The sequence below is a fragment of the Nocardioides sp. genome (genome assembly GCF_036503465.1).
In the GTDB taxonomy this organism is placed as follows: domain Bacteria; phylum Actinomycetota; class Actinomycetes; order Propionibacteriales; family Nocardioidaceae; genus Nocardioides.
In genome coordinates this window covers 13,604-35,614 of sequence record NZ_DASXWU010000101.1, presented here as the reverse complement: position 1 = coordinate 35,614, position 22,011 = coordinate 13,604, and the positions used below count along the sequence as shown (strand labels likewise).

Below are 22,011 nucleotides of genomic sequence, written 5' to 3'. Positions count from 1 at the left end.
CTCCCCGGAACATCGCGTCCCGACGCGCGGCCAGGCCGACCTCGTCGGCGAGCGCCAGGAGCGTCGTGAGCACCTCGTCGTCGACCAGTCCCTTGGAGAGGTCGACGTGCAGGTCGGCGGCGTCGTGGGTGAACCGCGCGGCCCGTCCGGGGTCGTCGGCGAACCACGCGCGCAGGTCCGGTGCGAACCCGCGCGCCAGCTCGTCGAGCCGCGACCACGCCGCCGTCGACGCAGGGTCGACGGGGTCTCCCGAGGACGTCGCGGTCACCGGGCGGTGCCGGCCTGGTGCATGGCCTTCTCGACGGTCGCGCTCAGGTCGTCGAACGCGGTGACGAACTTCTCCACGCCCTCCTTGATCAGGACGCTGATCACGTCGTCGTAGTCGACGCCGGCGTCCTTCAGCGCCGCGAAGACGGCCGCGGCGTCGTCGTAGAACGGGTGCACCTGGTCACCCTTGATCTCGCCGTGGTCCGCGACCGCGTCGAGGGTCGGCTCGGGCATCGTGTTGACGGTGTCGGGCACGACGAGGTCGACCACGTACATGGTGTCGTCGTAGTCGGGGTTCTTCACGCCGGTCGACGCCCACAACGGCCGCTGCTTGCGCGCACCGTCGGCCTCGAGGGAGGCCCAGCGCTCCGAGGAGAAGAACTCCTCGTAGGCCTTGAACGCCAGCCGGGCGTTCGCGACGCCGGCCTTGCCCAACAAGTCGTCGTGCCCACCCATCGAGTCGAGGCGCTTGTCGATCTCGGTGTCGACCCGCGAGACGAAGAACGACGCGACGGACTGGACCTTCGAGAGATCGTGCCCGTTGTCCCGCGCCTTCTCGAGGCCGGCGACGAAGGCCTCCATCACGTGGTGGTACTGCTCGAGCCCGAAGATCAGGGTGACGTTCACCGGGATGCCCTTGGCCAGCGTCTCCGTGATCGCCGGCCAGCCCTCCTTCGTGCCCGGGATCTTGATGTAGACGTTCGGCTCGCCGACCGTGTTCCAGAGCTCAGCGGCCTCGCGGACGGTGCCGGCCGTGTCGTGGGCCAGGCCGGGGGAGACCTCGATGGAGACCCGGCCGTCGACGGTGTCGCTGGCGTCGTACGCCGGACGCATGACCTTGCAGGCGTCGCGGACGTCGTCGGTGGTGATGGTCCGCACCGCCTGGTCGGTGTCGGCGCCTTGACCCGCGAGCTCCCGGATCTGCGGGTCGTACCGCTCGCCCTCGGACAGCGCCGCCTGGAAGATCGACGGGTTGCTGGTGACCCCGACGACGTGCTGGTTCTTCATCAGGTCGGCGAGGTTGCCGGTCTCGAGCCTCTCGCGGGAGAGGTCGTCGAGCCAGATGGAGACCCCCGCGTCGGAGAGCTGTTGCAGCCGGTCGGTCATGTCTGCCTCCTGGTACGTGACTGGTACGTGGCTGGTGGGTCCTAGTCGGTGGCGCTGTGGATGCTGTCCTGGGCGGCCGCGGCGACCGCCTCGGCGGTGATGCCGAACTCCTGGTAGATGCGCGCGTAGTCGGCGGACGCGCCGTAGTGCTCGAGCGAGATGATCCGGCCGTGGTCGCCGACGACGTCTCGCCAGCCCTGGCCGACGGCGGCCTCGACCGACACCCGCGCCTTCACGGTCGGAGGGATCACGGTCTCGCGGTAGGACTCCTCCTGGGCGTCGAACCACTCGCGGCAGGGCATCGAGACGACCCTGGCCCGGACGCCGTCCGCGGCCAGCAGGTCACGCGCCTTCACCGCGAGCTGGACCTCCGACCCGGTGCCGATCAGCACCACGTCCGGGGCACCGCCGTCCACGTCGAGCAGGACGTAGCCGCCACGGTGGACGTTGCTGGTGTCGGCGTACCCCTCGCTCCCGCGGGGGTACGTCGGGACGTTCTGCCGGGTCAGGACCAGGCCGGCCGGGCGGTCGGTGTGCTCGAGGATGGTCTGCCAGCACGCGGCGGTCTCGTTGGCGTCGGCCGGGCGTACGACGTCCAGCCCGGGGATCGCACGGAGAGCGGCGAGCTGCTCCACGGGCTGGTGCGTCGGGCCGTCCTCGCCGAGGCCGATGGAGTCGTGGGTCCACACGTAGGTGACCGGCAGGCCCATGATCGCGGCGAGCCGCACCGAGGGCCGCATGTAGTCGGAGAAGGTCAGGAAGGTGCCGCCGAAGACGCGGGTGCCGCCGTGGACCGCGATGCCGTTCATGATCGCGCCCATGCCGTGCTCGCGGATCCCGAAGTGGAGCACCCGCCCGGCCAGGGGATCGGCCTTCCACATCTTGGTCGCCCGGTCGCCGGGCAGGAACGACGGTGCGTCCTCGATGGTGGTGTTGTTGGACTCCGCCAGGTCGGCCGACCCGCCCCAGAGCTCGGGGACGTGCTCGGCGATCGCGTTGATCACCGCGCCGGAGGCCTTCCGGGTCGCCATCCCGTTCTCGTCGGCGTCGAAGGTCGGCAGGTGGTCGGCCCAGCCGTCGGGGAGCACCCGCTTCTGCATCCGTTCGAAGAGGGCGGGGTCGGCGGACGGCTTGCGAGCCCATGCGGTGTACTGCTCGTCCCACGCGGCCTGCGCGGCCTTGCCGCGCGCGACCTGCTCGCGCGTGTGCTCCAGGACGCCGGGCGGGACCTCGAAGGTCTGCTCGGGGTCGAAGCCGAGCACCTTCTTGGTCGCGGCCACCTCGTCGGCGCCGAGCGCGGAGCCGTGCGCCTTGCCGGTGTTCTGCGCGTGGGGTGCCGGCCAGGCGATGATCGTGTGCAGCACGATGAAGCTCGGTCGGTCGGTCACCGCCTGGGCCCGGCGGATCGCGTCGTACAGCGCCGGCACGTCCTCCCGGTACGTCGTGCCGCCATGGGTCCAGTCGACGTGCTGCACGTGCCAGCCGTAGGCCTCGTAGCGCGCGCCGACGTCCTCGCCCAGGGCGATGTCGGTGTTGTCCTCGATCGAGATCCGGTTGTGGTCGTAGAAGACGATCAGGTTGCCGAGCTCCTGCACGCCCGCGATCGCGGAGGCCTCGTGGCTGACCCCCTCCTCGATGTCGCCGTCGGAGCAGAATGCGTAGACGAAGTGGTCGAACGGCGAGGCGCCGATCGCGGCGTTGGGGTCGAGCAGGCCGTGCTCGCGCCGGGCGGCCATCGCCATGCCCACCGCGTTGCCGATGCCCTGGCCGAGCGGACCGGTGGTGGTCTCGACGCCGGCCGTGTGGCCGTACTCCGGGTGGCCGGGCGTCTTGCTGCCCCACGTGCGCAGCGCCTTGAGGTCGTCGAGCTCGAGGCCCCAGCCGCCGAGGTAGAGCTGGATGTAGAGAGTCAGGCTCGAGTGGCCGCAGCTGAGGACGAACCGGTCACGGCCCGGCCAGTGGGGGTCGGCGGGGTTGTGCCGCATCACCTTCTGGAAGAGCAGGTACGCCGCGGGCGCGAGGCTCATCGCGGTGCCGGGGTGCCCGTTGCCGACCTTCTGGACGGCGTCCATGGCGAGCACGCGGACGGTGTCGACGGCCTTGTCGTCCAGCTCGGTCCAGTCCAGCTTGGCGGGTGTCTGGCTCACGCGCTCTTCCCTTCCCGAACGTGTCGGACGAACGCCCCCGCGACGATCACCGGGGGCAGGACTCAGGCGACTCCGAGCCTACTCATGCCGGGCGATAGACTTCGAGGCGCCTGCGAGCCCTGCTCTCTCTCGATCCCTTTCGACTCAACTCGTACCCGAGGAACCTGTGTGACATACGTCGGCCACCGAGCACCGGTCGGTGACGCCTTGCAGGTGGGTCCGGCGACGGGCCGGGACGTCGTAGCGGCGTACGTCGGGCTGACCAAGCCGCGGGTCATCGAGCTGCTGCTGCTGACCACGGTGCCGGTGATGTTCTTCGCGGCGGGCGGCATCCCCGACCTCGGCCTCGTGGTCGCGACGGTCGTGGGCGGAGCGCTGTCGGCGGGGTCGGCCTCGGCGCTGAACTGCGTCTACGACCGCGACATCGACGAGCAGATGCGGCGCACCCGCCGGAGGGCGATCCCACGGCACATCGTCACGCCCCGGGCGGCACTCACGTTCGGGCTCGCGCTCGGCGTGCTCGCGACCGTGGTCCTCTACGTCTGGGTCAACCCTCTGTCGGCGGCGCTGTCCGTGGTGGCGGAGTGCTTCTACCTCTTCGTCTACACGATGCTGCTCAAGCGGCGGACCACCCAGAACATCGTCTGGGGCGGCCTCGCCGGCTGCTTTCCCGCCCTGATCGGCTGGACGGCGGTCACCGACCACCTGGCCTGGTCGCCGGTGGTGTTGTTCCTGGTCGTCTTCTTCTGGACACCGCCGCACACGTGGGCGCTGGCGCTGCGCTACCGCGAGGACTACGCCGGCGTCGACGTCCCGATGCTTCCGGTGGTGGCGCGGGCGGAGGTCGTGGGCCGGAAGGTCGTGCTCTACAGCTGGGTGATGGTGGCGACCTCGCTGGTCCTGTGGCCGGTCGCCGGCACCGGACCTCTCTACCCCGTCGTCGCAGCGGCGCTCGGGGCGGGCTTCCTCGTGCAGGCGCACCGGATGTGGGCCCGCGCCCGCGGCACCGAGGACCTGAGCATGATCAAGCCGATGGTGCTCTTCCACGCCTCGAACCTCTACCTCTCGCTGCTCTTCGTGGCGGTGGCCCTCGAGCCGCTGCTCCGCTGAACCGATCCGGCTGAGCCGAGCCGGCTCCGGGTTTCGCGGAAATCGCCTGCGGGAGGCAACCGAACCGGCCTACGGTGCGTCTGTGTAGGTACGACGGTTGGCCTGCCCACGGGGGTGCAGGCCAACCGTCGTCCAGCTAGGCTCGGTGCCGACACGGGGGATCTCAATGCGCACGTCTTCTGCTGGACTGCTGCTCGGCGGCCTCGTCGCGTCGGTGCTGACCCTGTCCACGCCCGTCGCCTCGTCCGGGCGTCCGGCGGAGCCTGCCGCGGTCGACACGTCGACGAGCACCTCGACCCGCACCGCGACCCGCACCGCGACCCGCATCGCGCTGGCGAAGCCCACGACGTCGTACCACTACATCGTCAACGTGAGGACGCCGCGGGCCGCCAAGCGCCTGGGCTTCAACGTCATCGACACCGGCACCAGCCAGGACCAGATCGACGCGCTGCCGCGGGGCACCCAGGCGATGGTGTGGGTGGGGGAGAAGTGCCCGACCCGGATCGACGGAGCCTTCCGGTCCCTGGTGAGACGGCTGGCCGGCGACCGCAAGGTGTTCGGCTACTTCCTGTCCGACGAGCCGCACATCTCCGACTGTCCCAAGGGTCCCCGCCACCTGGCCGCGAAGGCGGACTTCATCCGGAAGACGAGCGGCGGTCGGCAGAAGTCCTTCATCGTCCTCTGCATCACCCACCCGCCGGGCTACCACGCGTTCCGGCCGAGGGTCACCCACGTGACGATGGTGGGGATCGACCCCTACCCGTGCTCGGTCACCTATCCGTCGTGCAACTACGGCCTGATCCGGCACCGGGTGCGGCAGGCGGCCCGGGCCGGCATCCCACGCCGGCTGATGGTCCCCACGTTCCAGGCGTTCGGACAGGAGAAGCTCTCGGGCCACTACTACAACCTGCCCACGGCCTACCAGCTCAAGCGCATCCTGAACCGGTGGGCGGCCCTGGTGCCGAACCCGAAGATGGACTTCACCTACGGGTGGGGGCACCGGGCCGCGTCGAACCCGACCCTCGTCGACTCCACCGCGTTGAAGGACCTGCTGCAGAGGTACTTCCAGAACTGAGCGGCGTCTGGAACAGTGCCTGCTGTCAGTGACGGGGGGTCCCGACGAAGGAGCCCCATGTCCAGGTCCCGGTTCGCCCCTATCGCCCTGCTCTCATCGCTCGCTCTGCTCGTGGGGGGCGCCGCCGCCGACCCTGCCGTCGGCCTGACCCGGACCGCACAGGTGAACGCCGCGCGCTCCACGCTGCCCGCGCCGACGACGTCACACCACTACATCGCGAACGTCGGCAGCGCCACGCGCGCGGTCAAGAGGCTCGGCTACACGGTGATCGACGTCGGGGCGGTCGGCGAGGAGATCCGGAACCTGCCCGCGCACACCCAGGGCCTGGTCTGGCTCGGCCAGGACTGCCCCACGCGGGCCAACCGCGCCTTCAAGCGGGTCATCCGCCGGTTCGCCCACAGCCCGAAGGTCTTCGGCTACTACCTCGCCGACGAGCCCCACAAGAGCGGCTGCCGCGCTGGCCCGGCCGCGCTGGCCACCCGCGCCGACTACATCCGCAAGCAGAGTGGCGGGGTCCAGCAGTCCTTCATCGTCCTCGACGACTCCTACCACGCGTTCCGGCCGTGGATCACCCACGTGACCATGGTGGGCATCGACCCCTACCCGTGCTCGACCGGAAGTCATGGCTGCGACTTCACCGAGATCAACGACGACCTGGGCACCGCGCTCAACGCCGGTATCCCGCGCCGTACGGTCGTCCCGACCTACCAGGCGTTCGGGCAGGAGAACACGTCCTCCCACTACTACAACCTGCCGACCCGCGACCAGATGCGCGCCATGCTCCACCGCTGGGCCAGGCTCGTGCCGCACCCGCCGATGGACTACACCTACGGGTGGGGTCACCAGGACAGCGCCAACCCGACGCTGCGCGACTCGACCGGGCTCAAGCGGCTCTTCAGCCGCTACTTCGCGGGCTGATCAAGGGGGGTCCAGACCCTCCCTCAAACGTCGTAGCACAGTCACCCGCTTGGGCCATGACCGTACGACCCTGCCCGACCGACCATGGGGCATGCCGGGGGGACCGTACGTCACGTCGCTGGGCCATGCCGGCCTGCGCATCGAGAACGACCATGTCCGGGTGCTCGCCGACCCGTGGTTCGCCGAGCGCGGCGCGTTCCTGGCCTCGTGGTTCCCCTTCCCGGACAACTCGCACGTCCGTACGCCGTCGCTCCAGGACGTCGACGTCGTCTCGATCTCCCACGAGCACCTGGACCATCTCGACCTCGACCTGGTCGCGGCGCTCCCGGAGCACGTCCCGGTGGTGGTGCCGCGCTACCCGTCGACGATCCTGGAACGCCGGCTCCGCGGGACGGGGCACGAGCGCGTCGTGGTGCTGGACGCCTGGGAGCGGTACCCGCTGAGCGACCACGAGGACTGGATGACGGTCATCCCGGAGGTCTGCCCGATGACGCACGACGCCGCCGTGCTGTTCCACGTCGGGGGACGCGTCGTGCTGCACTGCAACGACGCCCGCATCTCCCTGGCGCAGGTGCGGCGGGCGATGGTGGAGACCGGGCGTGGCGTCGACTTCATGGCCGTGCAGATGTCCGGAGCCAGCTGGCACCCGGTCGTGTACGAGTACGAGGGGGGCGACCGGGCGCGGATCGAGGAGGTGAAGCGCGTCGGCAAGTTCAAGGCCGTCACCCGACTCGTTCGCTCCGTCGCGCCCGGCATGGTCGTGCCGTACGCCGGGCCGCCGTGCTTCCTCGACGACGACCTGTTCGAGCACAACCCGCGTCTCCACACGCCCGGGGACGGCACCGGCCCCGACGGCGGCGGCGAGGGCATCTTCCCGGGCCAGGACCAGGCCGTGGCCTGGCTGCGCGACCGGCTGCCCGACCAGCCCAGCACCTACCTGCTCCCCGGCGACGTGTACGACGCGGCCACCGGGCAGGTGTCCCGGGACCCGCAGTGGACCGGCTTCCGCCTCGACGCCCCACCGACCGAGCGCCGGGCCTACCTCGAGGCGTACGCCGCGCGTCGCCGCGGGGCGATCCAGGAGGTCTGGCGCAACCACCCGGTCCCCGCCGACGACGACACCCTCGCCCAGGACTTCCGCCGCCACTTCGAGCACCTGGGCCGGCTGTCGTCATACTTCCTGGCCAGGGCCGGCCTGACCGTCCGCTTCGAGGTGCTCGGGCCGGGCGGCGGCACGTGGGACGCGCACATCGGTCCCGACCGGATGGAGGTCGACCTCGACGGTACGGCGCAGACAGTGGACTACCGGATACGCGTCGAGGGGCGCTGGCTGGCGGGTGTCGTGGCGGGCCGGATCCGGTGGGAGGAGCTGCTGCTTTCACTGCGCTTCTCGGCGCGGCGCGAGCCCGACCTCTACAACGACTACCTGGTCGGGCTGCTGAAGCACGCCGACCTGGAGGCGCTGCGCGCCATCGAGGCCTACGAGCTGCGGCGCAGCCACGGCGACCTGATCACGGTCCGCGACGGCGACCGCGCGGTCCGGATCGGCCGCTACTGCCCGCACGGCACCGAGGACCTCTCCGAGACCGGCGTGGTCCGCGACGGCGTCCTGCGCTGCCTGGGTCACAACTTCGAGTTCGACCTCACCACCGGCGAGTGCCTCAACGCCCGTTGTGACCCCCTCGAGATCGAGCGCGCGACGGTCCCCGTCTGAGTCTCGGCGGCTCGGAGCTCTTCTGCCACGGACGGGCTCTCGTCGTGCACACCGAGCACGAAGAGCGCCGTTCGCCACAGGTGGCCGAAGGTGCGCGGCAGGGAGGGGTCGAGGAGGTAGTCGAGGTCCGCGTCGACGCGCACCGGGACCAGGCGGGTCAGGTACCACTGCTCGACGTCCCAGCCGGTCGGCGGCTGCGCGGACGTCTCCCGGTAGCGCAGCTGAGCCGGTCCGGTCAGCCCGGGTCGGGCCGCGAGGACGAACCGGCACGAGGCCGGGTACGCCGCGGCCAGCGACACCGCCTCCGGCCGTGGCCCGACGAGCGTCATCTGGCCGACCAGCACGTGCCAGAGCTGAGGCAGCTCGTCGATCGCCGTACGCCGCAGGAAGCGGCCGACGGGCGTGATCCGGTCGTCGCCGCTCGCCGTCACGGCCGGACCCGAGTCGGAGATCCGCATGCTGCGCAGCTTGAGCAACGAGAACGTGTGACCGCCCTCCCCGACGCGGTCCTGCCGGAAGAGCACCGGGCCACCGTCGCTGAAGGCCACCGCGAGGGCCGCGACCGCGAGCAGGGGCAGGGACAGAAGGAGCAGGAGCGAGGCGACGACGACGTCCAGGACGCGACGGGCGCGGCCGACGCGGAAGGTCTGCGAGGTGAGCAGCAGCGAGTCCGGCTCCCCGGGCTGGTGGTGGAGGTGCATCCGTGGTCTCCCGTTCATCCGGTTCCGGCGGCGACGAAGACGCCCGCGAAGACGCGGGACACCAGGTCGCACTCGTGGTCGAAGGCCGCGTGGTCGGTCGGCATCTGGCTGGGAGTCATGTGGGTGAGGAGGGCGGTGGATCCGTTCCTGAGACGTGCCAGGGCGTCCCAGAGAGGATTGGGGGCGAGCGACGGGGCGAGCAGGCTGACCGTGGCGCCGTCGTAGGGCTGACGCCACGTCCAGATGTCGATGCTCGCGGCGCCCGCGTCCGCGGGGATGTCGATGTACGTGTCGACGTCGGCGCCGGCCTGGGCGGTCGAGCCCTGGTAGCCGCCCGGGGCGGCCAGGGCCTTGCGTGCCTGGAGCGTGGTCAGCGACCCCCAGCCGAGCTGGTCGACCTCGGCCCAGGCATCCTTCTGGGCGGCCTGCAGCGTCAGCCCGCGGGCGGCGTACGACGACGCGTCGAGCAGCCCGGTGCTGAGGTCGAGACGGTCGATGAGCCCGGCGCGCAGATAGCGCGTCACCGCGTCGACCGTGGCGGCTGGGGAGGTGCTCCGGGCGTTCACGGCGCAGCTGTCGCCGGCCGCGTCGAGCCAGGGGAGGCAGCCGAGCTCGGGAACGACCATGTCGACGAGCACCTGAGCATGGGGTGCGACCGCGTGCAGGGCCCGGTGGGCGGCGGTCAGGAACCGCAGGGCCTCGTCGGGTGACTCGATGCCGTCGTGGTAGCCGAGCTCGTCGGCGATCTTGAAGCCGGCGACCCCGGGCACCTTGGCAAGCCGGCCGAGCCGGTGGACGGCCGTCTGGAACGCGGCCGGCCCGCCGAGCCACGCCTTCACCAGGTCGGCCTCGAACCAGACCTGGACGCCACGGTGGTGGAGGGCGGAGGCGAGGTGCACGTACGGGTCGGACGACGTGGACAGATCGGGTCGAGCCGTCTGGGTGTGCCGGGTCACGGGGTCGACACCGCCTGTCTGTGGGGCCGCGCTGCAGGCGCCCAGCAGCGCGACGGCCGACAACAGGACGGCCGGCACGAGCGCCCGGCGGCCCCTCATGGCGTGGACCCGACGGTGGGGGTCTGGCCCACCCGGGTCGAGACGGGCTCGGCCGTCGGCCGGGTGAGCCGGAGCAGCAGGGCGAGGAGCAGCCCGTCGGTCAGCAGGTACGCCGCCGTGGAGGCGACCGCCGCACCCAGGGCGTGGTGGGACGGGATGAGCGCGATGTCGAGGACCGTGGTGACCACGAGCCCGGCGCCGGTGGCGACGGAGTTCAGACCCGGGCGTCCGGAGGCGTAGAGGTACCCACTGGCCACGCCGGCCGCCCCGGACAGCAGCATTCCGGCGATCAGCACCTGGGCCGGGAGGGTCGCCGAGGCGAACCGTCCGCCGTACAGCAGATGGATGACCGGCCCGGCGAGCAGCACGGCCGGCACGGCGGCCACGACGACCACGAGGAGGGTCGGACGGGCCAGCCTCCGGGCGTGCCGACCGGCCGCCTCGGACGACCGCGCGGCGAGGCGCGGGTAGGTGACCCAGGTGAGCGCGGTGCCGGGCAGCCGGAGGAGCTCGGCGTACTTGGACGCGACGGCGTAGGCGCCGAGGGCCGCCGGGCCGACCAGGGCGTCGAGGATGGCGAAGTCGAGGCGGAGGTTGAGCAGGGTGATGACGCCGCCGATCTGGCCGCGCATGCCGTAGCCCACGACCTCGCGCGCGACCTGGCGGTCGGGGCGGCCGAGGACGGCGCGGAGGAGCCGTACCGGGCTCCGGCCGAGCCGGCGCGAGACGCGGTGCCAGGCCGCGAGGCCGACCCCGATGTCGGCGAGGCCGAGCCCGATGACGACGGCGAGGGTGCCACCGGCTCCGAACCAGAGGGCCGCGAGGTAGAAGGGCAGGAAGCCGATCTCCTCGGCGGCGATGATCGCGTCGCCGCCGCGCTGGTCGGCGATGCCCTGGAGTGCGGTCTTACCGAGGGTGAGCAGCAGCTGGGTGGCCACGGTGAGGCCGGCCAGGGCCACCAGCCACACGGGGTAGTGCGGGAAGAACACGGGGGCTATGACCGGTGTCGCGGCCAGCCAGACCGCCGTACCCAGGAGGGAGCCGATCACCGCGATCGCGGCCAGCGTCGGCGCGAGCCGGGGTACGCCGCGGCGTGGCGGCGCGAGGAAGTACGCCAGCGCACCGGGGAGACCGGCGACGCTGAGGACGCCGACCAGCCCCGGGAGCATCCGGAGCAGGGCATAGATGCCGACCTCGGCGGGCCCTCCGAGCCGGGCGACCACGATCGTGCCCACGGTCACGCCGAGCAGGGCCAGTCCGCGCGCCGAGCAGTTGGCGAGCACACTGCGCAGGCCGTCACCCGGGCGCCGGGCGAGTCCTAGCAGCGACCCCCCGGGAGTCATCGGACCTTGGCCTGACGATCCGACTTCGCGGAACGCCGGGCCTCGCGTTCCAGGACCAGGGAGAGAGCAGCGATCAGCCCCAGCCACGTCCACAGATGGCGGAAGTGCTCGACCTCGTAGAACGTCCCCGACAGCGCCATGATCGGCCCGATGGTCACCAGCAACCACGCGCGCGGGAGCATCACGGCGTACTCCTCCGGGAGGTGCCCGACGAAGAGCCGTCCGCACCGGATGGCGGCTGCGGCGCCCAGCAGGACCAGCCCCACCTCGCCGAGCACGCCGCGCTCGAGGAGGGCGGCGAGGTAGTCGTTGTGGGCCTCCTTGACGTAGGGGGCCTGGGTGCGCTGGAGGGTCGACTTCGTGCGTCCCGGCCCGTAGCCCGTGCCGTCGCCTTCGAGGAACAGCCGGTAGCCCTCGCCGATGATCGTCGTCCGCTGGCTTTCCGAGCCGCCGCTGCGGGCGATCGAGTCGCGCAGCAAGGGCACGCTGTCGGCCGCCTTCTCCCGGACCGCACCGACGTTGACCTGGGTCGTGACGTAGGCGACGAGGATCGCGGCGACCGTCAGGGAGCCCAGCAGCGTCAGCAGCCCGGCCAGCAGTCCGCGCCGGCGGTAGCGGGCGATCGCCAGGACGAGGACGCAACCGAGGAGCAGGCTGAGCATGGCGCCGTTCGATCCGGTGAACGAGATCGCGATCAGCAGCATCAGGTACGCGAAGTGGCGCAGCGGGGCGCTCCGGGGCCGGCGGCAGGCGGCCAGCACGAACAGCGAGGTGACCAGGTAGTTGCCGGCCAGGTTGGGGTCGCCGAAGGTGTACGCCGCGCGCACGCCGTCGGCGGCGGTGACGCCGCTGAGCGGGGAGAAGCCGACCAGGTAGGCGACCACGACGACGCTGGCGTAGACGGAGGCGGTGCGGCACCAGGCCGTGGTGACCGCCTGCACGATGCGTGAGTCGTCGGCACCGAGGACCAGCACCATGCCCCAGCCGAACAGCAGCGCGTCCTGCACCAGGACCAGCAGCGTGCTCAGGGGCGCTCCCGCGAGGGTCGCGGCGAAGGCCCCGCCGAGGACCAGGCCGGTCACGCCGAGCAGGTAGGGGAACACCAGGGGCAGCCGAACCCGGGCCACCCACAGCAGGGCGACGGCGATCGACGCGCAGATCGCGACGTCCGCCGGTGCGGTGTTCCCTGGGCCGGCGGGGTGGAGGAACGGCAGCAGGCACACGGCCGTGCCGGCGAGGGCGGGAAGCATCCCCGAGTCGGACCGGACCGCGGGTGGTGATGCTCGCAGCTGGGCGGTCAGCGTGGTCACGCCTGCCTCCGCTCCAGTCGCGGGTGGGGCGGCAGTCGCGCCAGGAGGCCGAGGTGGTCGGCCCCGAACGTCTCGTCGTTGGCCGACGCGGCGATCTCGCCCAGCCCGGCGAGGGCGACGGCGTACCAGTGTCCGCGGGGCAGTCCGAGGTCCTCCAAACCGCCGGCGAGGAACTCCCGCACGGTGGAGGAGAGCCACGACGTGCCGAGGAGGCCGTAGCGGACCCCGCTGCCGAAGGACGCGCGGCGCAGCCCCGGGTGGCCGAGCACCCGGTGGCCCGGGCGCGTGTGCCGGTCGAGGTAGAGGCAGTAGCTGAGGGCGAAACGCGCCCGGTCGCGGAGGGGGCATCCGGACATGGCTGCCGACTCCCAGTCGATGACGCCGGACACCTCGTCGCCGGTCACCAGCAGGTTGCCGAACCAGAAGTCTCCGTGCACGGCCGACGTCGGCGTATGCGAACCCTGCAGGACGTCCACGGCCGCGTCGAGGCGCCCCAACGCGGCGGCCAGGTCCGGATGGCCGTCCCAGCGCCCGGCGACGTCGTCGCGTACGGCGGCCGCCCAGACGAGCGGGGTGGCCGGGCCGGCGGTGTGCTGCTGGAAGGCGCGCAGCCATCGCGACGCCAGCCGGAGGTCCGTCCGCACCGCCTGTGGTCGTGCCGTGTGCAGCCAGTTGTGGTAGCCCACGCTCATCGGGACGCCGGGCACGATCGACGAGACCAGCACCGCGGTCGAGCCCTCCCGGAAGGAGTCGACGTACCGGGGGATGGTGTCTCGCAACGAGCCGAGAGGCATGCGGCGCAGCCCGACGAGAGCGCGGCCCTCGGCCTCGACCGCCAGTGACGCCCGCGGGGTGGTCGCGACCTTCACGGCGCAGCCGTGGTGGACGCCGCCCGGTGACGTCGTGACGAACGTGACCTTCGCGTCCGGGTCCTTCGACATCGACAGGAGCACGCCGCGGTCGGGACCGCTCAGCAGCTCCTCCGCGGTACGTCGCGCGTCACCGGCGAGCGGGGAGGTCGAGGTCACGATCCTCTGCCGATCAGGACGTGGCCGCCGAGGACCGATCCGGTCCACTGCCACGGCAGCCGGCGGGCGAGGCGAACGGCGAGGCTGACCGGAAGGGAGGCCCAGGTCAGGCCCGGTGGGACCGCCGCGACGTTCTCCCACAGCAGCCGGACCGCCGTCGGGTGCTCGTCGATGGTGACCAGCGTGCGCCGGGTGCCGGGGAGCACGAGCAGCTCACGCTCGGTGACGAGACCGCCGCGTCGCGCGGCGCGCCGCAGACGACTCCGCCCGAGCGGCCGGTCGGAGACGAGGACGAGCCTCTCGCCGGCGGGCGCGCGGCGTACCTGGTCGGCGGTGGGGTCGCGCAGCAGCCTCGCGGACGGCGGGCACAGAGCCCGCCAGGGCGCCGACACGGCCGCGGCCTGCGGCCGCAGCGCCGGCGTCGTTCTCGACACCGCGCTGCGGTGTCCACGTGCACTGCGACCGCGCGTCGCCACGACCGATCCCCAGGTACCCATCCGTCTCACCCCGCCATCGCCAGTGACCGGGCGCTCAGGCCCGATCGGTACACGTCGTCGAGCACGTCGGAGAGCCGTTGCGCGTCGTACGACTCCCCGGCGAGCTCCCGGCCGCCCCGGCTGAGGCGGTCCGCCAGTGCCGGGTCGGCCAGCACGCCGTCGAGCGCCTCCGCCATCGCGTCCGGTCGACCGGGTGGGACCAGCACGCCGCTGACCCCGGGAACCACGAGGTCGGGCACCGAGTTGACCGACGTGGCCACGACCGGCAGCCCGCACCGCATCGCCTCGACGATCGCGCACGGGAGCCCTTCGTAGCGGCTCGGCAGGGCGAACACGTCGAACGCCGGCAGGATCTGCGCGACGTCGGACCGCTCGCCCAGCATCAGGAATCGGTCGCCCAGCCCCAGGTCGGAGGCCCGCTTGCGCAGTGGCTCGAGAAGAGGTCCGTCGCCCACCCACGCGACCAACACGTCGGGCGTCCGCATCCGGGCGAGCGCCGCCAGCAGGTGCTCGGGGGCCTTCTGGTAGTCGGCGCGAGCCACGGCCCCGACCACGGGCAGGTCGTCGGGCAGGCCGAGCAGCGCCCGGGCGGCGGACCGGGAGAAGGGGTCTCGCAGCACGACCTCCGACTCGACCACCGGCGGCACCGTGCGCAGGTTCGTCGGACGGGCAAGCCCGCGGCGCAGGGCCTCGGCGGCGACGCCGGTGCCGATGGCCAGCACATGGTCGGTGATCCGGGCGAGCCTCCGCTCGATGGTGACGTACGCTGCGTGCCGGACCGGGTCCTGGAAGTCGTGGAAGGGGAACCCGTGGTAGGTATGGACCACGACCGGAACACCGGCCCGGCGCGCCGCGATGCGCCCCAGCGCGCCGGCCTTGGCGCTGTGGGTGTGCACCACGTCGAAAGCGTCCCGGCGACAGATGTCGGTCAACCGGGAGAGGGCCATCGCGTCGCGACGCGGCGCGATGGGTGAGACCAGGAACGGCTCGATGACCACCCGCATGCCGGCCTCCTGCGCGCGGTCGGTGAGCGGCCCGCCCTCACCGGTCACGATCGTCACCCGGTAGCGCTCCGGGTCCAGGTGAAGGGCGCCGCGGAACGCCACACCGCCCGCGCCGGCGATGCAGCGGGTGACGATCTGGGCGACCTCGATGCGGGGGGAGCTCATCCCGACACCTCCGCGGGGCTCCCCACCAACGACGACAGCAGCTCGCGCAGACTGCCGCCCGGTGTCGGTCCGAGCTGCAGCTCGTAGGCGGGAAGACGATCGACCAGCCGGCGGGCGCAGTCGTCGACGGGCGGCGTGACCGGCCCGCGTCCGGTGGCCAGGGCCAGGACGGCGGCGGTCGACCAGAAGCGCATCAGCTCACCGGCGGCCATGGTGCCGGCCACCAGGGCCCGGTGTGCGACGTCACCGCTCACGGCGCGCAGACCCGGGGCGGTCCCGTCACGGCGTACGACGACCACAGCGTCGGGGCGGAGTGCGGGGACGGTCATGGTGCCGTGGGCCTCGCGCCGGCCGTGCGCGGCTCTCGGACCCGAGGCGCCCCCGGGCGCTGTGTCGGCGGGCAGTCGCAACGGCTCGCGCAGACCGTAGGCCACGACCCCGTCACTGACGGCGAGGTTGTCGCAGGTCACCTGGGCCGACCGGGCGAGCTCGCGGGCGACGAGGCTCGTCTTGCCCACGCCGCCGGGGCCTGCGAGGGCGACGACCGTGCCGGCGACCTCGACGACCGAGACGTGCAGCGGCGCGAGGCCCTGCAGCGAGGCCCACCACAGGACGGGATGGTGGAGCAGCACCTGCCCGCGCAGGGCACGGAACCGTGCCGGAAGGGCGCGGGCGGCGGCCGACTCCTTGGCGGACGGGTCCCACTGCGACTCGACACGGAGCGTGCCCTCGTGGAGGTGCCATCGCTGACGGAACCCGGAGCCCCCGGCGCTCGCGAACATGACGCTGCCGTCGTTCGCGCGGGTGGCCCCGCGCGCGATCGGGACCCCAGGTCCGCCGGCCTGTTCCCGTGCGGCCTGCGCGACGACGACGTCCGGTGCGGCAGGTCCGCCGAGCACCGGCGGCGTGCCCGCCGCCGCGAGCACGGACCGACGGAACCGCAGCGACTCCGACTCGATGCCGACCACCGCCGAGCCGGTGGTGAAGGTGAGCGGTGTCATGGCGCGCTCGCACGCTCGGGGTCGCGAGGCTTCTGCTCCCGGGTGGCCTCGACGATGCCGACCACCGGCCAGCGGAGAGCCGTGACCCGGTCGCGGAGGGCCTCGACGTCGCGCAGGCGGCTGGCCCCGGACGAGATGACGACCACGCCGGCGGTCCGTTCGGCGTGCGCGGGCAGCCCCGCGAGTGTCGTGACCACGACGTGGTCCGACGCGAACGGGTCGTTGGCCGACGGGCGCGGCGTGTCGCGCGGACGACCGTTGCGGGGCTTGGTGGACGCGTTGGGCGACCGTCCGGCCGTCTTGGTGGGGACCCTGATCGGGAGCGGGACCGGCGACGAGTCCTCCGCCGCTGAGCGCGCCGGGAGGCCGGCGAGCAGCGCGGCGGCGGCGACCTCGTCCTTCTCGTCGATGCCCATCACGACCACCGTCTCGAGACCCTGCCGCCGGGCGGCCCGGGTCATGGTGGCGGCCAGGTCCGCCGGGCTCTCGTCGTTGCGAGCCAGCACCGGGGCCCCCAGGGCCCGGGCCAGGGCGCGGATGCCGGCGAGCCTCGGGGCGATGGTCTCCCGGAGCACCGCGACGGCAAGACCCACGAGCAGGCCGAGGACCAGGGCCAGGGCGGTGCGCGGCACCAGCGCCGAGCCGACCTGGGTGACCTCCGGGCTGTCGCCGTCGATGACGACGGCCTCGTCGGTGGTGAGCTTGGTCTGGAGCAGGTTCGCCCGCTCGGTCGCCATCTGGTCGAGTCGGCCCTGGAGCGCCTGGATCCCGACCAGCAGCCCCTGCTGTCGGGCACCGGAGGTGATGCCGACCCGGTCTGTCGCCACCCGGAGCTGGTCCTGGGTGGTCGCGATCTCCCGGTCGAGGTCTGCAAGCCGTGCGTCGAGCGCGGGACGGCTGCCGTTGTTCATGAACGTCACGACCTGGGAGACCAAGGCCGCGGCCACACTTCTGGCCCGCGTCCGGCTGGGCTGGGTGACCGTGACGCCCACCACCGGCGACTCCCCGAGCCGGGACGCGGTGACGTGGTGCTCCGCCACGTCCACGGCATCGGCGTCGATGCCGGCCTCGTCGAGCGCCTTCGCCACCAGGGTCGGGGTGGTGGCCAGGGCCAGCACCCGGGAGCTGAGGGCGTCGGCCTCGGTGGTGGAGGCCGGGGCTGACGAGTCGACCTGGATGCGCACCGTGCCGCTCCACTCCGCGGGCTGCCGCTGAGCGAGCCCCACGACCAGGATGACGGGGAGCAGCGTGCACACCCCGATCACCACGAGATGGGCCCGGATGATGCGCTGGAAGATCTCCTGGAGTGTCATTTCACCTGCACCTTCTTGGTGGTCGAAGAGACCTTGCCCTGGGTGTCGGTGACCCACATGCGCACCGTGTAGTTGCCGGTGAGCTTGTAGGTGCACGTCGTGGTGGGGGAGGCCTGGTCGGGTGTGGTCTGGAGGTTGTTGCCGCAGTCGAAGCGGTAGGTCGCGATCGGCCAGGGGTCGGTGTCCGTGGACGCCGAGCCGTCCGCAGTGATGGACTGACCCGGCCGAACCTTGGTGGCGGACAGCGACAGCACGGCCTTCGGTGCCTGGTCCCCGATCACCGTCACCTTCGTGGTGGCGGTGGAGGCGAGGCCGAGGGTGTCGGTGACTTTCACCGTCGCGGTGAACGTGCCGGTGGCGCCGTAGGTGCACGACCAGGTCGGGTCCGTGCCGGTGTGCGTCGCGGTCCCGTTGCCGCACGTGAACGCGTACGTCGCGATCGGGTAGGAGTCGTTGTCCGTCGAGCCCGAGGCGTCGAGGGTCACCGGGAAGGTGACGTACTGCGTCGACGGTGTCGCACTCAGCGCCGCCACCGGCGCCGCGTCCGCCCTCACCGTGACCGACGTCGACCAGGTGTCGTTGGAGCCGTCCGCGCTGGTCACCTCGACACTGACGGTGTAGGTCCCGGCGGTGCTGTAGTGGCAGGTGGCCGTGAGGCCCGTCGCCGAGGTCCCGTTGCCGCAGGTCCAGGCATACCCCGTGATCGGCGCCCCCGTCGTCGTACTGCCCGAGGCGTCGAGGGATACGTCGAGGGGTGCGTAGCCGGTGACCGGCGTCGCCGTGGCCTGGGCGAAGGGCCCGGTGTACTCCAGGGCTCCGAGGTCGGCGGCCGCGTCGGGACCGTTGCCGGTGTCGGCCACCACGGGGTCGTCCACCGGAGCCCCGCCGTCGTGGTCGGCGGAGACCCACGCCGCGAACCCGGTGTACGCCGCGTCCACTGCCGGCGAGGACCCGGTCAGCCGCAGGTCACGGCCGGCTGCGTCGACGAACCGCGGGTTGCTCCCGATGCCGTGCTGTTCCTGGCCGGTCGCGGTGGCGGCCGCGGCCAGGGTGTTGTAGTTGGTGCCGGCCCACTCGACGATCACCCCGGAGGCACTCTTGAAGGCCTGGTCGCGGTCGAGCGTGGTGCCGGTCGTGGACGTGGCGTCGACCCTGATCTCGCCGACCGTCCGGGTGCTCCCGACCGCGTTGTCCATGGCGATGTTGTCGCGGAGGAACGCGCCGGTCGAGCTGCCCTCGACGTTGATGCCGGCGGTGGCGTTGCCCACGACGGTGTTGGAGACCACGGTGGAGCCGGGACCGTTGGAGTTGTCGATCCCGTGGTCGCCGTTGTCGTAGACCAGGTTGCGCCGGAAGACCGTGCCTTGGGCACCGGTGAACGCTTCCATCCCGGAGTCGTCGTTGTCGTAGGCCGTGCAGCGCTGCACGACCGTGCCGACGGCGCCCTGGCTGACGTCGATGCCGTCGGCCACGCGGCTCCCCGGCTTGAGGTTCCGGAACGACGTGACGCCGCTGACGGTGTTGTTCTGGCCGCCCTGCACGCTGACCCCGTGGAGCTGGTTGTCGTGCGTCGACGAGGCCGACAGCGAGCTATCCGTGTCGTTGGAGAACCGGACCCCGATCGACTGGTTCGAGAACGACGTGATGTGGTCCAGGGACGCCTGCGCCGAACCGTCGACGGTCACGCCGTAGGTGCCGGCGAGGGACACCGTCACGTTCGAGACGGAGACGCGGGTGGTGGTGTCGAGGTAGACCCCGGCCAGGTTCGTCTGCGCGACGGAGAAGCCGGACACGACGTAGTCGCTGACGTTGCGCAGCAGCATCCCGAAGTTGCGGGCGCCCACGGCGACCGTGTGGCCGTTGGCCGGATTGGCTCCGCCGATGTCGACGTACAGCTGCCCGGCGGAGCCGTCGTAGAACCAGCTGCCCGAGGTCGTGGTCGTGGCGCTCGATGCCTGGGTCAGCGGGCTCCCGTCGAGCCAGACCTCGGTCGGTGCCGTCGCCGACGTGTAGGAGTGCTTCCAGGCGTTGGTGCCGGTCGCGGTCCAGCCGGCGGCGTCGGAGACGTCGGTCGACCCGAGGATCACCGAGCTCGGGCCCGACCCGGTGACGGTGATCGGTGCGCCGGCCTGGCCCGATGCGGTGGCCGTGAGCTGCTCGCGGTAGGTGCCCGGTCCGACGAGGACGGTGTCACCGGCGAGTGCCTTCTTGGTGGCCGCGCCGATCGTGCAGAACGGCGTGTCCGAGGTCCCCGGGCCGGTGTCGGAGCATCCGGCGCCCTGGGCCACGTAGTAGGTCTGGGTGACCCGCGACGTGACGGTCTCGTCTGCGGACGCGGTGTCGCTCATCCCGGATGCGTCGGTCACGGTGACGGTGACGGAGTACGTCCCGGTCGCGGAGTAGCTGTGCGTCGCGGTCGCGGCACTCTGGGGGCCGACCACCGTGCCGTCACCGAAGTCGAAGGTGTAGCTGACGATGCCGGAGGTGTCGGCGTCGTTCGAGCCGCGCGCGTCCGCGGTCACCGTCGCCGACGGCGGCACCGCGACCGCGGGAGGGTCGAGGAACATGGCGGCGTGCGGGGCGTAGTCGGTGGGTGAGCCGCTCGGCTGGAACTCCAGCGCGCCTCGGTCGGCGTACGCCGGGCTCCCGGCGCCGGTGTCCGGCACCAGCGAGTCGTCGGCGGGCGTGTTCCCCGCGGCGTCCTGGGTGACGAAGCCCGCAACTCCGGAGTTCGCCGCGTCGACCGCGGCGGACCCGCCGGTGAGCGCGAAGTCGGCGTTGCCGGGGTTCACGAAGCCGGGGGCGAACTGGCCGCCGTGCTGCTCGAGGCCGGTCGCGGTCACGAACGCGGCGAGGGTCGGGTAGATCGTGCCGTTGACCTTGACCGGTGCCTGGACCGCGTGGTTGTACACGACGTCGTAGTCCGCGGAGAAGCCCGACATCGACAGGCTGTCGACGTAGAGGTCGAACTCGGTGTGGTCGACGCCGTTGTCGACGAGCAGGTTGTTGGCCAGGGTGGCCCCGGTCGAGTTCCCCTCGACCGAGATGCCGTCGCGTGCGTTGCCGTACGACGTGTTGTTCAGGTAGCTGACCCCGGTCGTGCTCAGCGTGTCGAAGCCGTGGTCGCCGTTGCCGTAGGAGATGTTGCGGGCGACGAGGGCGCCGTTCGCTCCGTTGTAGGCCTGGAAGCCGGAGTCCTGGTTGTCGTGGCTGACGTTGTCGGTCACCACGGCGTTCGCCGATCCGCTGTTGACGTCGATGCCGACGCCCGTTGCGGCCGGGTTCGTCGAGACGTTGCGGTACGCCGTGTTGCCGGTGAGCGTGGCCCCGGTCGAGGTGGTGAGCTGGATGCCGTCGAGACCGTTGTCGTGGCTGGTGGATCCGGAGACGGTGGCGCCGGACGAGCCGGTCAGCCGGATTCCGCTCGACGAGGACCCACTGACCGTCGCGTTCGACACCGTCGCGCTCTGGCTGGTGTCGACCAGGACCCCGTTCGACGCGGACCCGCTGACGGTGACCTGGTCGACCGTCACGGCCGACGACGAGAACACGCGCACGCCGGCGAAGTTCTGGTTGCGCGCGGTGAGGCCGCTGACGACGACGTAGGACCGGCTCGCGACGTTGACGCCGTAGGACTGCGCACCGGCCTCGATCGTGTGGCCCTGGGCGGGGTTGCCGCCGCCGGTGTCGACGTACAGCACCTTGGCGGTGGTGTCGTAGAAGTAGCTGCCCGACGTGGTCGTGGTGGCCGATGGAGCGGCGGTCAGCGGCGAGCCGTCGAGCAGGACCTGCCGGGGCGTGGAGGAGGGGGCGTACGGACGGCTCCAGGCCGTGGTGCCGGTCGCCGTCCAACCCGCCGGGTCGGACAACGACTGCGTGCCCAGGATCACCGCGCCCGGTGAGCCCAGGAAGGTGATCGGTGACCCGGCGGTCCCGGAGCCGGCCACGTTCACCTGCTCCCGGTAGGTCCCCGGCATCACGTGCACCGTGTCGCCGGCGTTCACGGCCTTCTTGGCTGCGGCACCGATGGTGCAGAACGGGGCCGTCTGCGTCCCGGTGCCGGCGTCGGAGCAGGCGGCCGATGTCGCATCCACCCAGTACTCGGACGCGGCACTGGCAGGCGCCTGGGCGACCGCGACGAGAGCACCTGAGAAGGCAAGGACTGCCGCGCAGGATGCGGTGCGGTGGCGGAGGTGCATGGCGGACTGCTTTCGGGCTGCTTTCGGGATGCTTTCGGGATGCTTTCGGTGGTGCCG

The 22,011-nt window shown here is 72.0% G+C and carries 16 protein-coding genes and 1 pseudogene; 4 read left to right on the top strand and 13 right to left on the bottom strand.

Annotated features, from left to right (window positions below):
* The 3 genes and pseudogenes from VGK78_RS19015 to tkt form a co-directional block, all read right to left on the bottom strand.
* Positions 1–268: pseudogene (locus VGK78_RS19015) on the bottom strand (glucose-6-phosphate isomerase); the annotation flags it as partial.
* Positions 265–1,374: a transaldolase gene (gene tal, locus VGK78_RS19010; RefSeq protein WP_331529308.1), complete on the bottom strand. Its 1,110-nt coding sequence runs from the start codon at positions 1,372–1,374 to the stop codon at positions 265–267. The pseudogene VGK78_RS19015 and the gene tal, both read right to left, overlap by 4 nt.
* A gap of 41 nt (positions 1,375–1,415) precedes the next feature.
* Entirely contained in the window at positions 1,416–3,521 is a 2,106-nt protein-coding gene (gene tkt, locus VGK78_RS19005; protein WP_331529307.1) for a transketolase, read from the bottom strand.
* A 168-nt stretch (positions 3,522–3,689) separates the two neighbouring features.
* Between tkt and VGK78_RS19000 the strand changes: the two genes are divergently transcribed.
* From VGK78_RS19000 to VGK78_RS18985, 4 genes are all read left to right on the top strand, one after another.
* A complete protein-coding gene (locus tag VGK78_RS19000; RefSeq protein ID WP_331529306.1) occupies positions 3,690–4,631 on the top strand; it encodes a heme o synthase in 942 nt (313 codons plus the stop codon).
* Positions 4,632–4,797: 166 nt separating this feature from the next.
* Positions 4,798–5,706, top strand: coding sequence for a hypothetical protein (locus VGK78_RS18995; RefSeq protein ID WP_331529305.1), 909 nt, complete (start codon positions 4,798–4,800; stop codon positions 5,704–5,706).
* A gap of 57 nt (positions 5,707–5,763) precedes the next feature.
* Positions 5,764–6,624 carry a hypothetical protein gene (locus VGK78_RS18990; protein ID WP_331529304.1) on the top strand — a complete coding sequence of 287 codons (861 nt, stop codon included), beginning with the start codon at positions 5,764–5,766 and terminating at the stop codon, positions 6,622–6,624.
* Between the two features lie 91 nt (positions 6,625–6,715).
* Entirely contained in the window at positions 6,716–8,338 is a 1,623-nt protein-coding gene (locus VGK78_RS18985; RefSeq protein WP_331529303.1) for an MBL fold metallo-hydrolase, read from the top strand.
* Here VGK78_RS18985 and VGK78_RS18980 read toward each other — a convergent pair.
* The 10 genes from VGK78_RS18980 to VGK78_RS18935 all read right to left on the bottom strand — a co-directional run bounded on the left by VGK78_RS18980 (position 8,248) and on the right by VGK78_RS18935 (position 21,954).
* Positions 8,248–9,039: a sugar transferase gene (locus VGK78_RS18980; RefSeq protein WP_331529302.1), complete on the bottom strand. Its 792-nt coding sequence runs from the start codon at positions 9,037–9,039 to the stop codon at positions 8,248–8,250. The genes VGK78_RS18985 and VGK78_RS18980 overlap by 91 nt on opposite strands.
* 14 nt (positions 9,040–9,053) lie before the next feature.
* Positions 9,054–10,094, bottom strand: coding sequence for a hypothetical protein (locus tag VGK78_RS18975; RefSeq protein ID WP_331529301.1), 1,041 nt, complete (start codon positions 10,092–10,094; stop codon positions 9,054–9,056).
* Positions 10,091–11,437 (bottom strand): polysaccharide biosynthesis C-terminal domain-containing protein, encoded by a 1,347-nt coding sequence (locus tag VGK78_RS18970; protein WP_331529300.1) that lies wholly within the window; start codon positions 11,435–11,437, stop codon positions 10,091–10,093. The genes VGK78_RS18975 and VGK78_RS18970 overlap by 4 nt, the downstream gene beginning before the upstream one ends.
* The gene (locus VGK78_RS18965) at positions 11,434–12,747 is read right to left on the bottom strand and encodes an O-antigen ligase family protein (RefSeq protein ID WP_331529299.1); all 1,314 of its coding nucleotides are present in this window, start codon (positions 12,745–12,747) and stop codon (positions 11,434–11,436) included. The genes VGK78_RS18970 and VGK78_RS18965 overlap by 4 nt, the downstream gene beginning before the upstream one ends.
* Positions 12,744–13,775 carry an aminoglycoside phosphotransferase family protein gene (locus tag VGK78_RS18960; RefSeq protein ID WP_331529298.1) on the bottom strand — a complete coding sequence of 344 codons (1,032 nt, stop codon included), beginning with the start codon at positions 13,773–13,775 and terminating at the stop codon, positions 12,744–12,746. The genes VGK78_RS18965 and VGK78_RS18960 overlap by 4 nt, the downstream gene beginning before the upstream one ends.
* Positions 13,772–14,209: a hypothetical protein gene (locus tag VGK78_RS18955; RefSeq protein WP_331529297.1), complete on the bottom strand. Its 438-nt coding sequence runs from the start codon at positions 14,207–14,209 to the stop codon at positions 13,772–13,774. The genes VGK78_RS18960 and VGK78_RS18955 overlap by 4 nt, the downstream gene beginning before the upstream one ends.
* A gap of 68 nt (positions 14,210–14,277) precedes the next feature.
* On the bottom strand, positions 14,278–15,441 hold the full coding sequence (locus tag VGK78_RS18950) for a glycosyltransferase family 4 protein (protein WP_331529296.1): 1,164 nt from the start codon (positions 15,439–15,441) through the stop codon (positions 14,278–14,280).
* The gene (locus VGK78_RS18945; RefSeq protein WP_331529294.1) at positions 15,438–16,442 is read right to left on the bottom strand and encodes a hypothetical protein; all 1,005 of its coding nucleotides are present in this window, start codon (positions 16,440–16,442) and stop codon (positions 15,438–15,440) included. Before VGK78_RS18945 ends, VGK78_RS18950 begins: the two co-directional genes overlap by 4 nt.
* Positions 16,439–17,755 carry a hypothetical protein gene (locus VGK78_RS18940; RefSeq protein ID WP_331529293.1) on the bottom strand — a complete coding sequence of 439 codons (1,317 nt, stop codon included), beginning with the start codon at positions 17,753–17,755 and terminating at the stop codon, positions 16,439–16,441. The genes VGK78_RS18945 and VGK78_RS18940 overlap by 4 nt, the downstream gene beginning before the upstream one ends.
* Complete coding sequence (locus VGK78_RS18935) at positions 17,752–21,954, bottom strand: right-handed parallel beta-helix repeat-containing protein (protein WP_331529292.1); 4,203 nt, start codon at positions 21,952–21,954, stop codon at positions 17,752–17,754. Before VGK78_RS18935 ends, VGK78_RS18940 begins: the two co-directional genes overlap by 4 nt.
* Positions 21,955–22,011 lie beyond the last annotated feature (57 nt).

Bases quoted from the DNA above. Each gene is read 5' to 3' on its own strand.
- tal (WP_331529308.1), bottom strand. From the start codon at position 1,374: ATGACCGACCGGCTGCAACAGCTCTCCGACGCGGGGGTCTCCATCTGG.
- VGK78_RS18995 (WP_331529305.1), top strand. From the start codon at position 4,798: ATGCGCACGTCTTCTGCTGGACTGCTGCTCGGCGGCCTCGTCGCGTCG.
- VGK78_RS18990 (WP_331529304.1), top strand. From the start codon at position 5,764: ATGTCCAGGTCCCGGTTCGCCCCTATCGCCCTGCTCTCATCGCTCGCT.
- VGK78_RS18985 (WP_331529303.1), top strand. From the start codon at position 6,716: ATGCCGGGGGGACCGTACGTCACGTCGCTGGGCCATGCCGGCCTGCGC.
- VGK78_RS18980 (WP_331529302.1), bottom strand. From the start codon at position 9,039: ATGCACCTCCACCACCAGCCCGGGGAGCCGGACTCGCTGCTGCTCACC.
- VGK78_RS18975 (WP_331529301.1), bottom strand. From the start codon at position 10,094: ATGAGGGGCCGCCGGGCGCTCGTGCCGGCCGTCCTGTTGTCGGCCGTC.
- VGK78_RS18970 (WP_331529300.1), bottom strand. From the start codon at position 11,437: ATGACTCCCGGGGGGTCGCTGCTAGGACTCGCCCGGCGCCCGGGTGAC.
- VGK78_RS18950 (WP_331529296.1), bottom strand. From the start codon at position 15,441: ATGAGCTCCCCCCGCATCGAGGTCGCCCAGATCGTCACCCGCTGCATC.
- VGK78_RS18945 (WP_331529294.1), bottom strand. From the start codon at position 16,442: ATGACACCGCTCACCTTCACCACCGGCTCGGCGGTGGTCGGCATCGAG.
- VGK78_RS18940 (WP_331529293.1), bottom strand. From the start codon at position 17,755: ATGACACTCCAGGAGATCTTCCAGCGCATCATCCGGGCCCATCTCGTG.
- VGK78_RS18935 (WP_331529292.1), bottom strand. From the start codon at position 21,954: ATGCACCTCCGCCACCGCACCGCATCCTGCGCGGCAGTCCTTGCCTTC.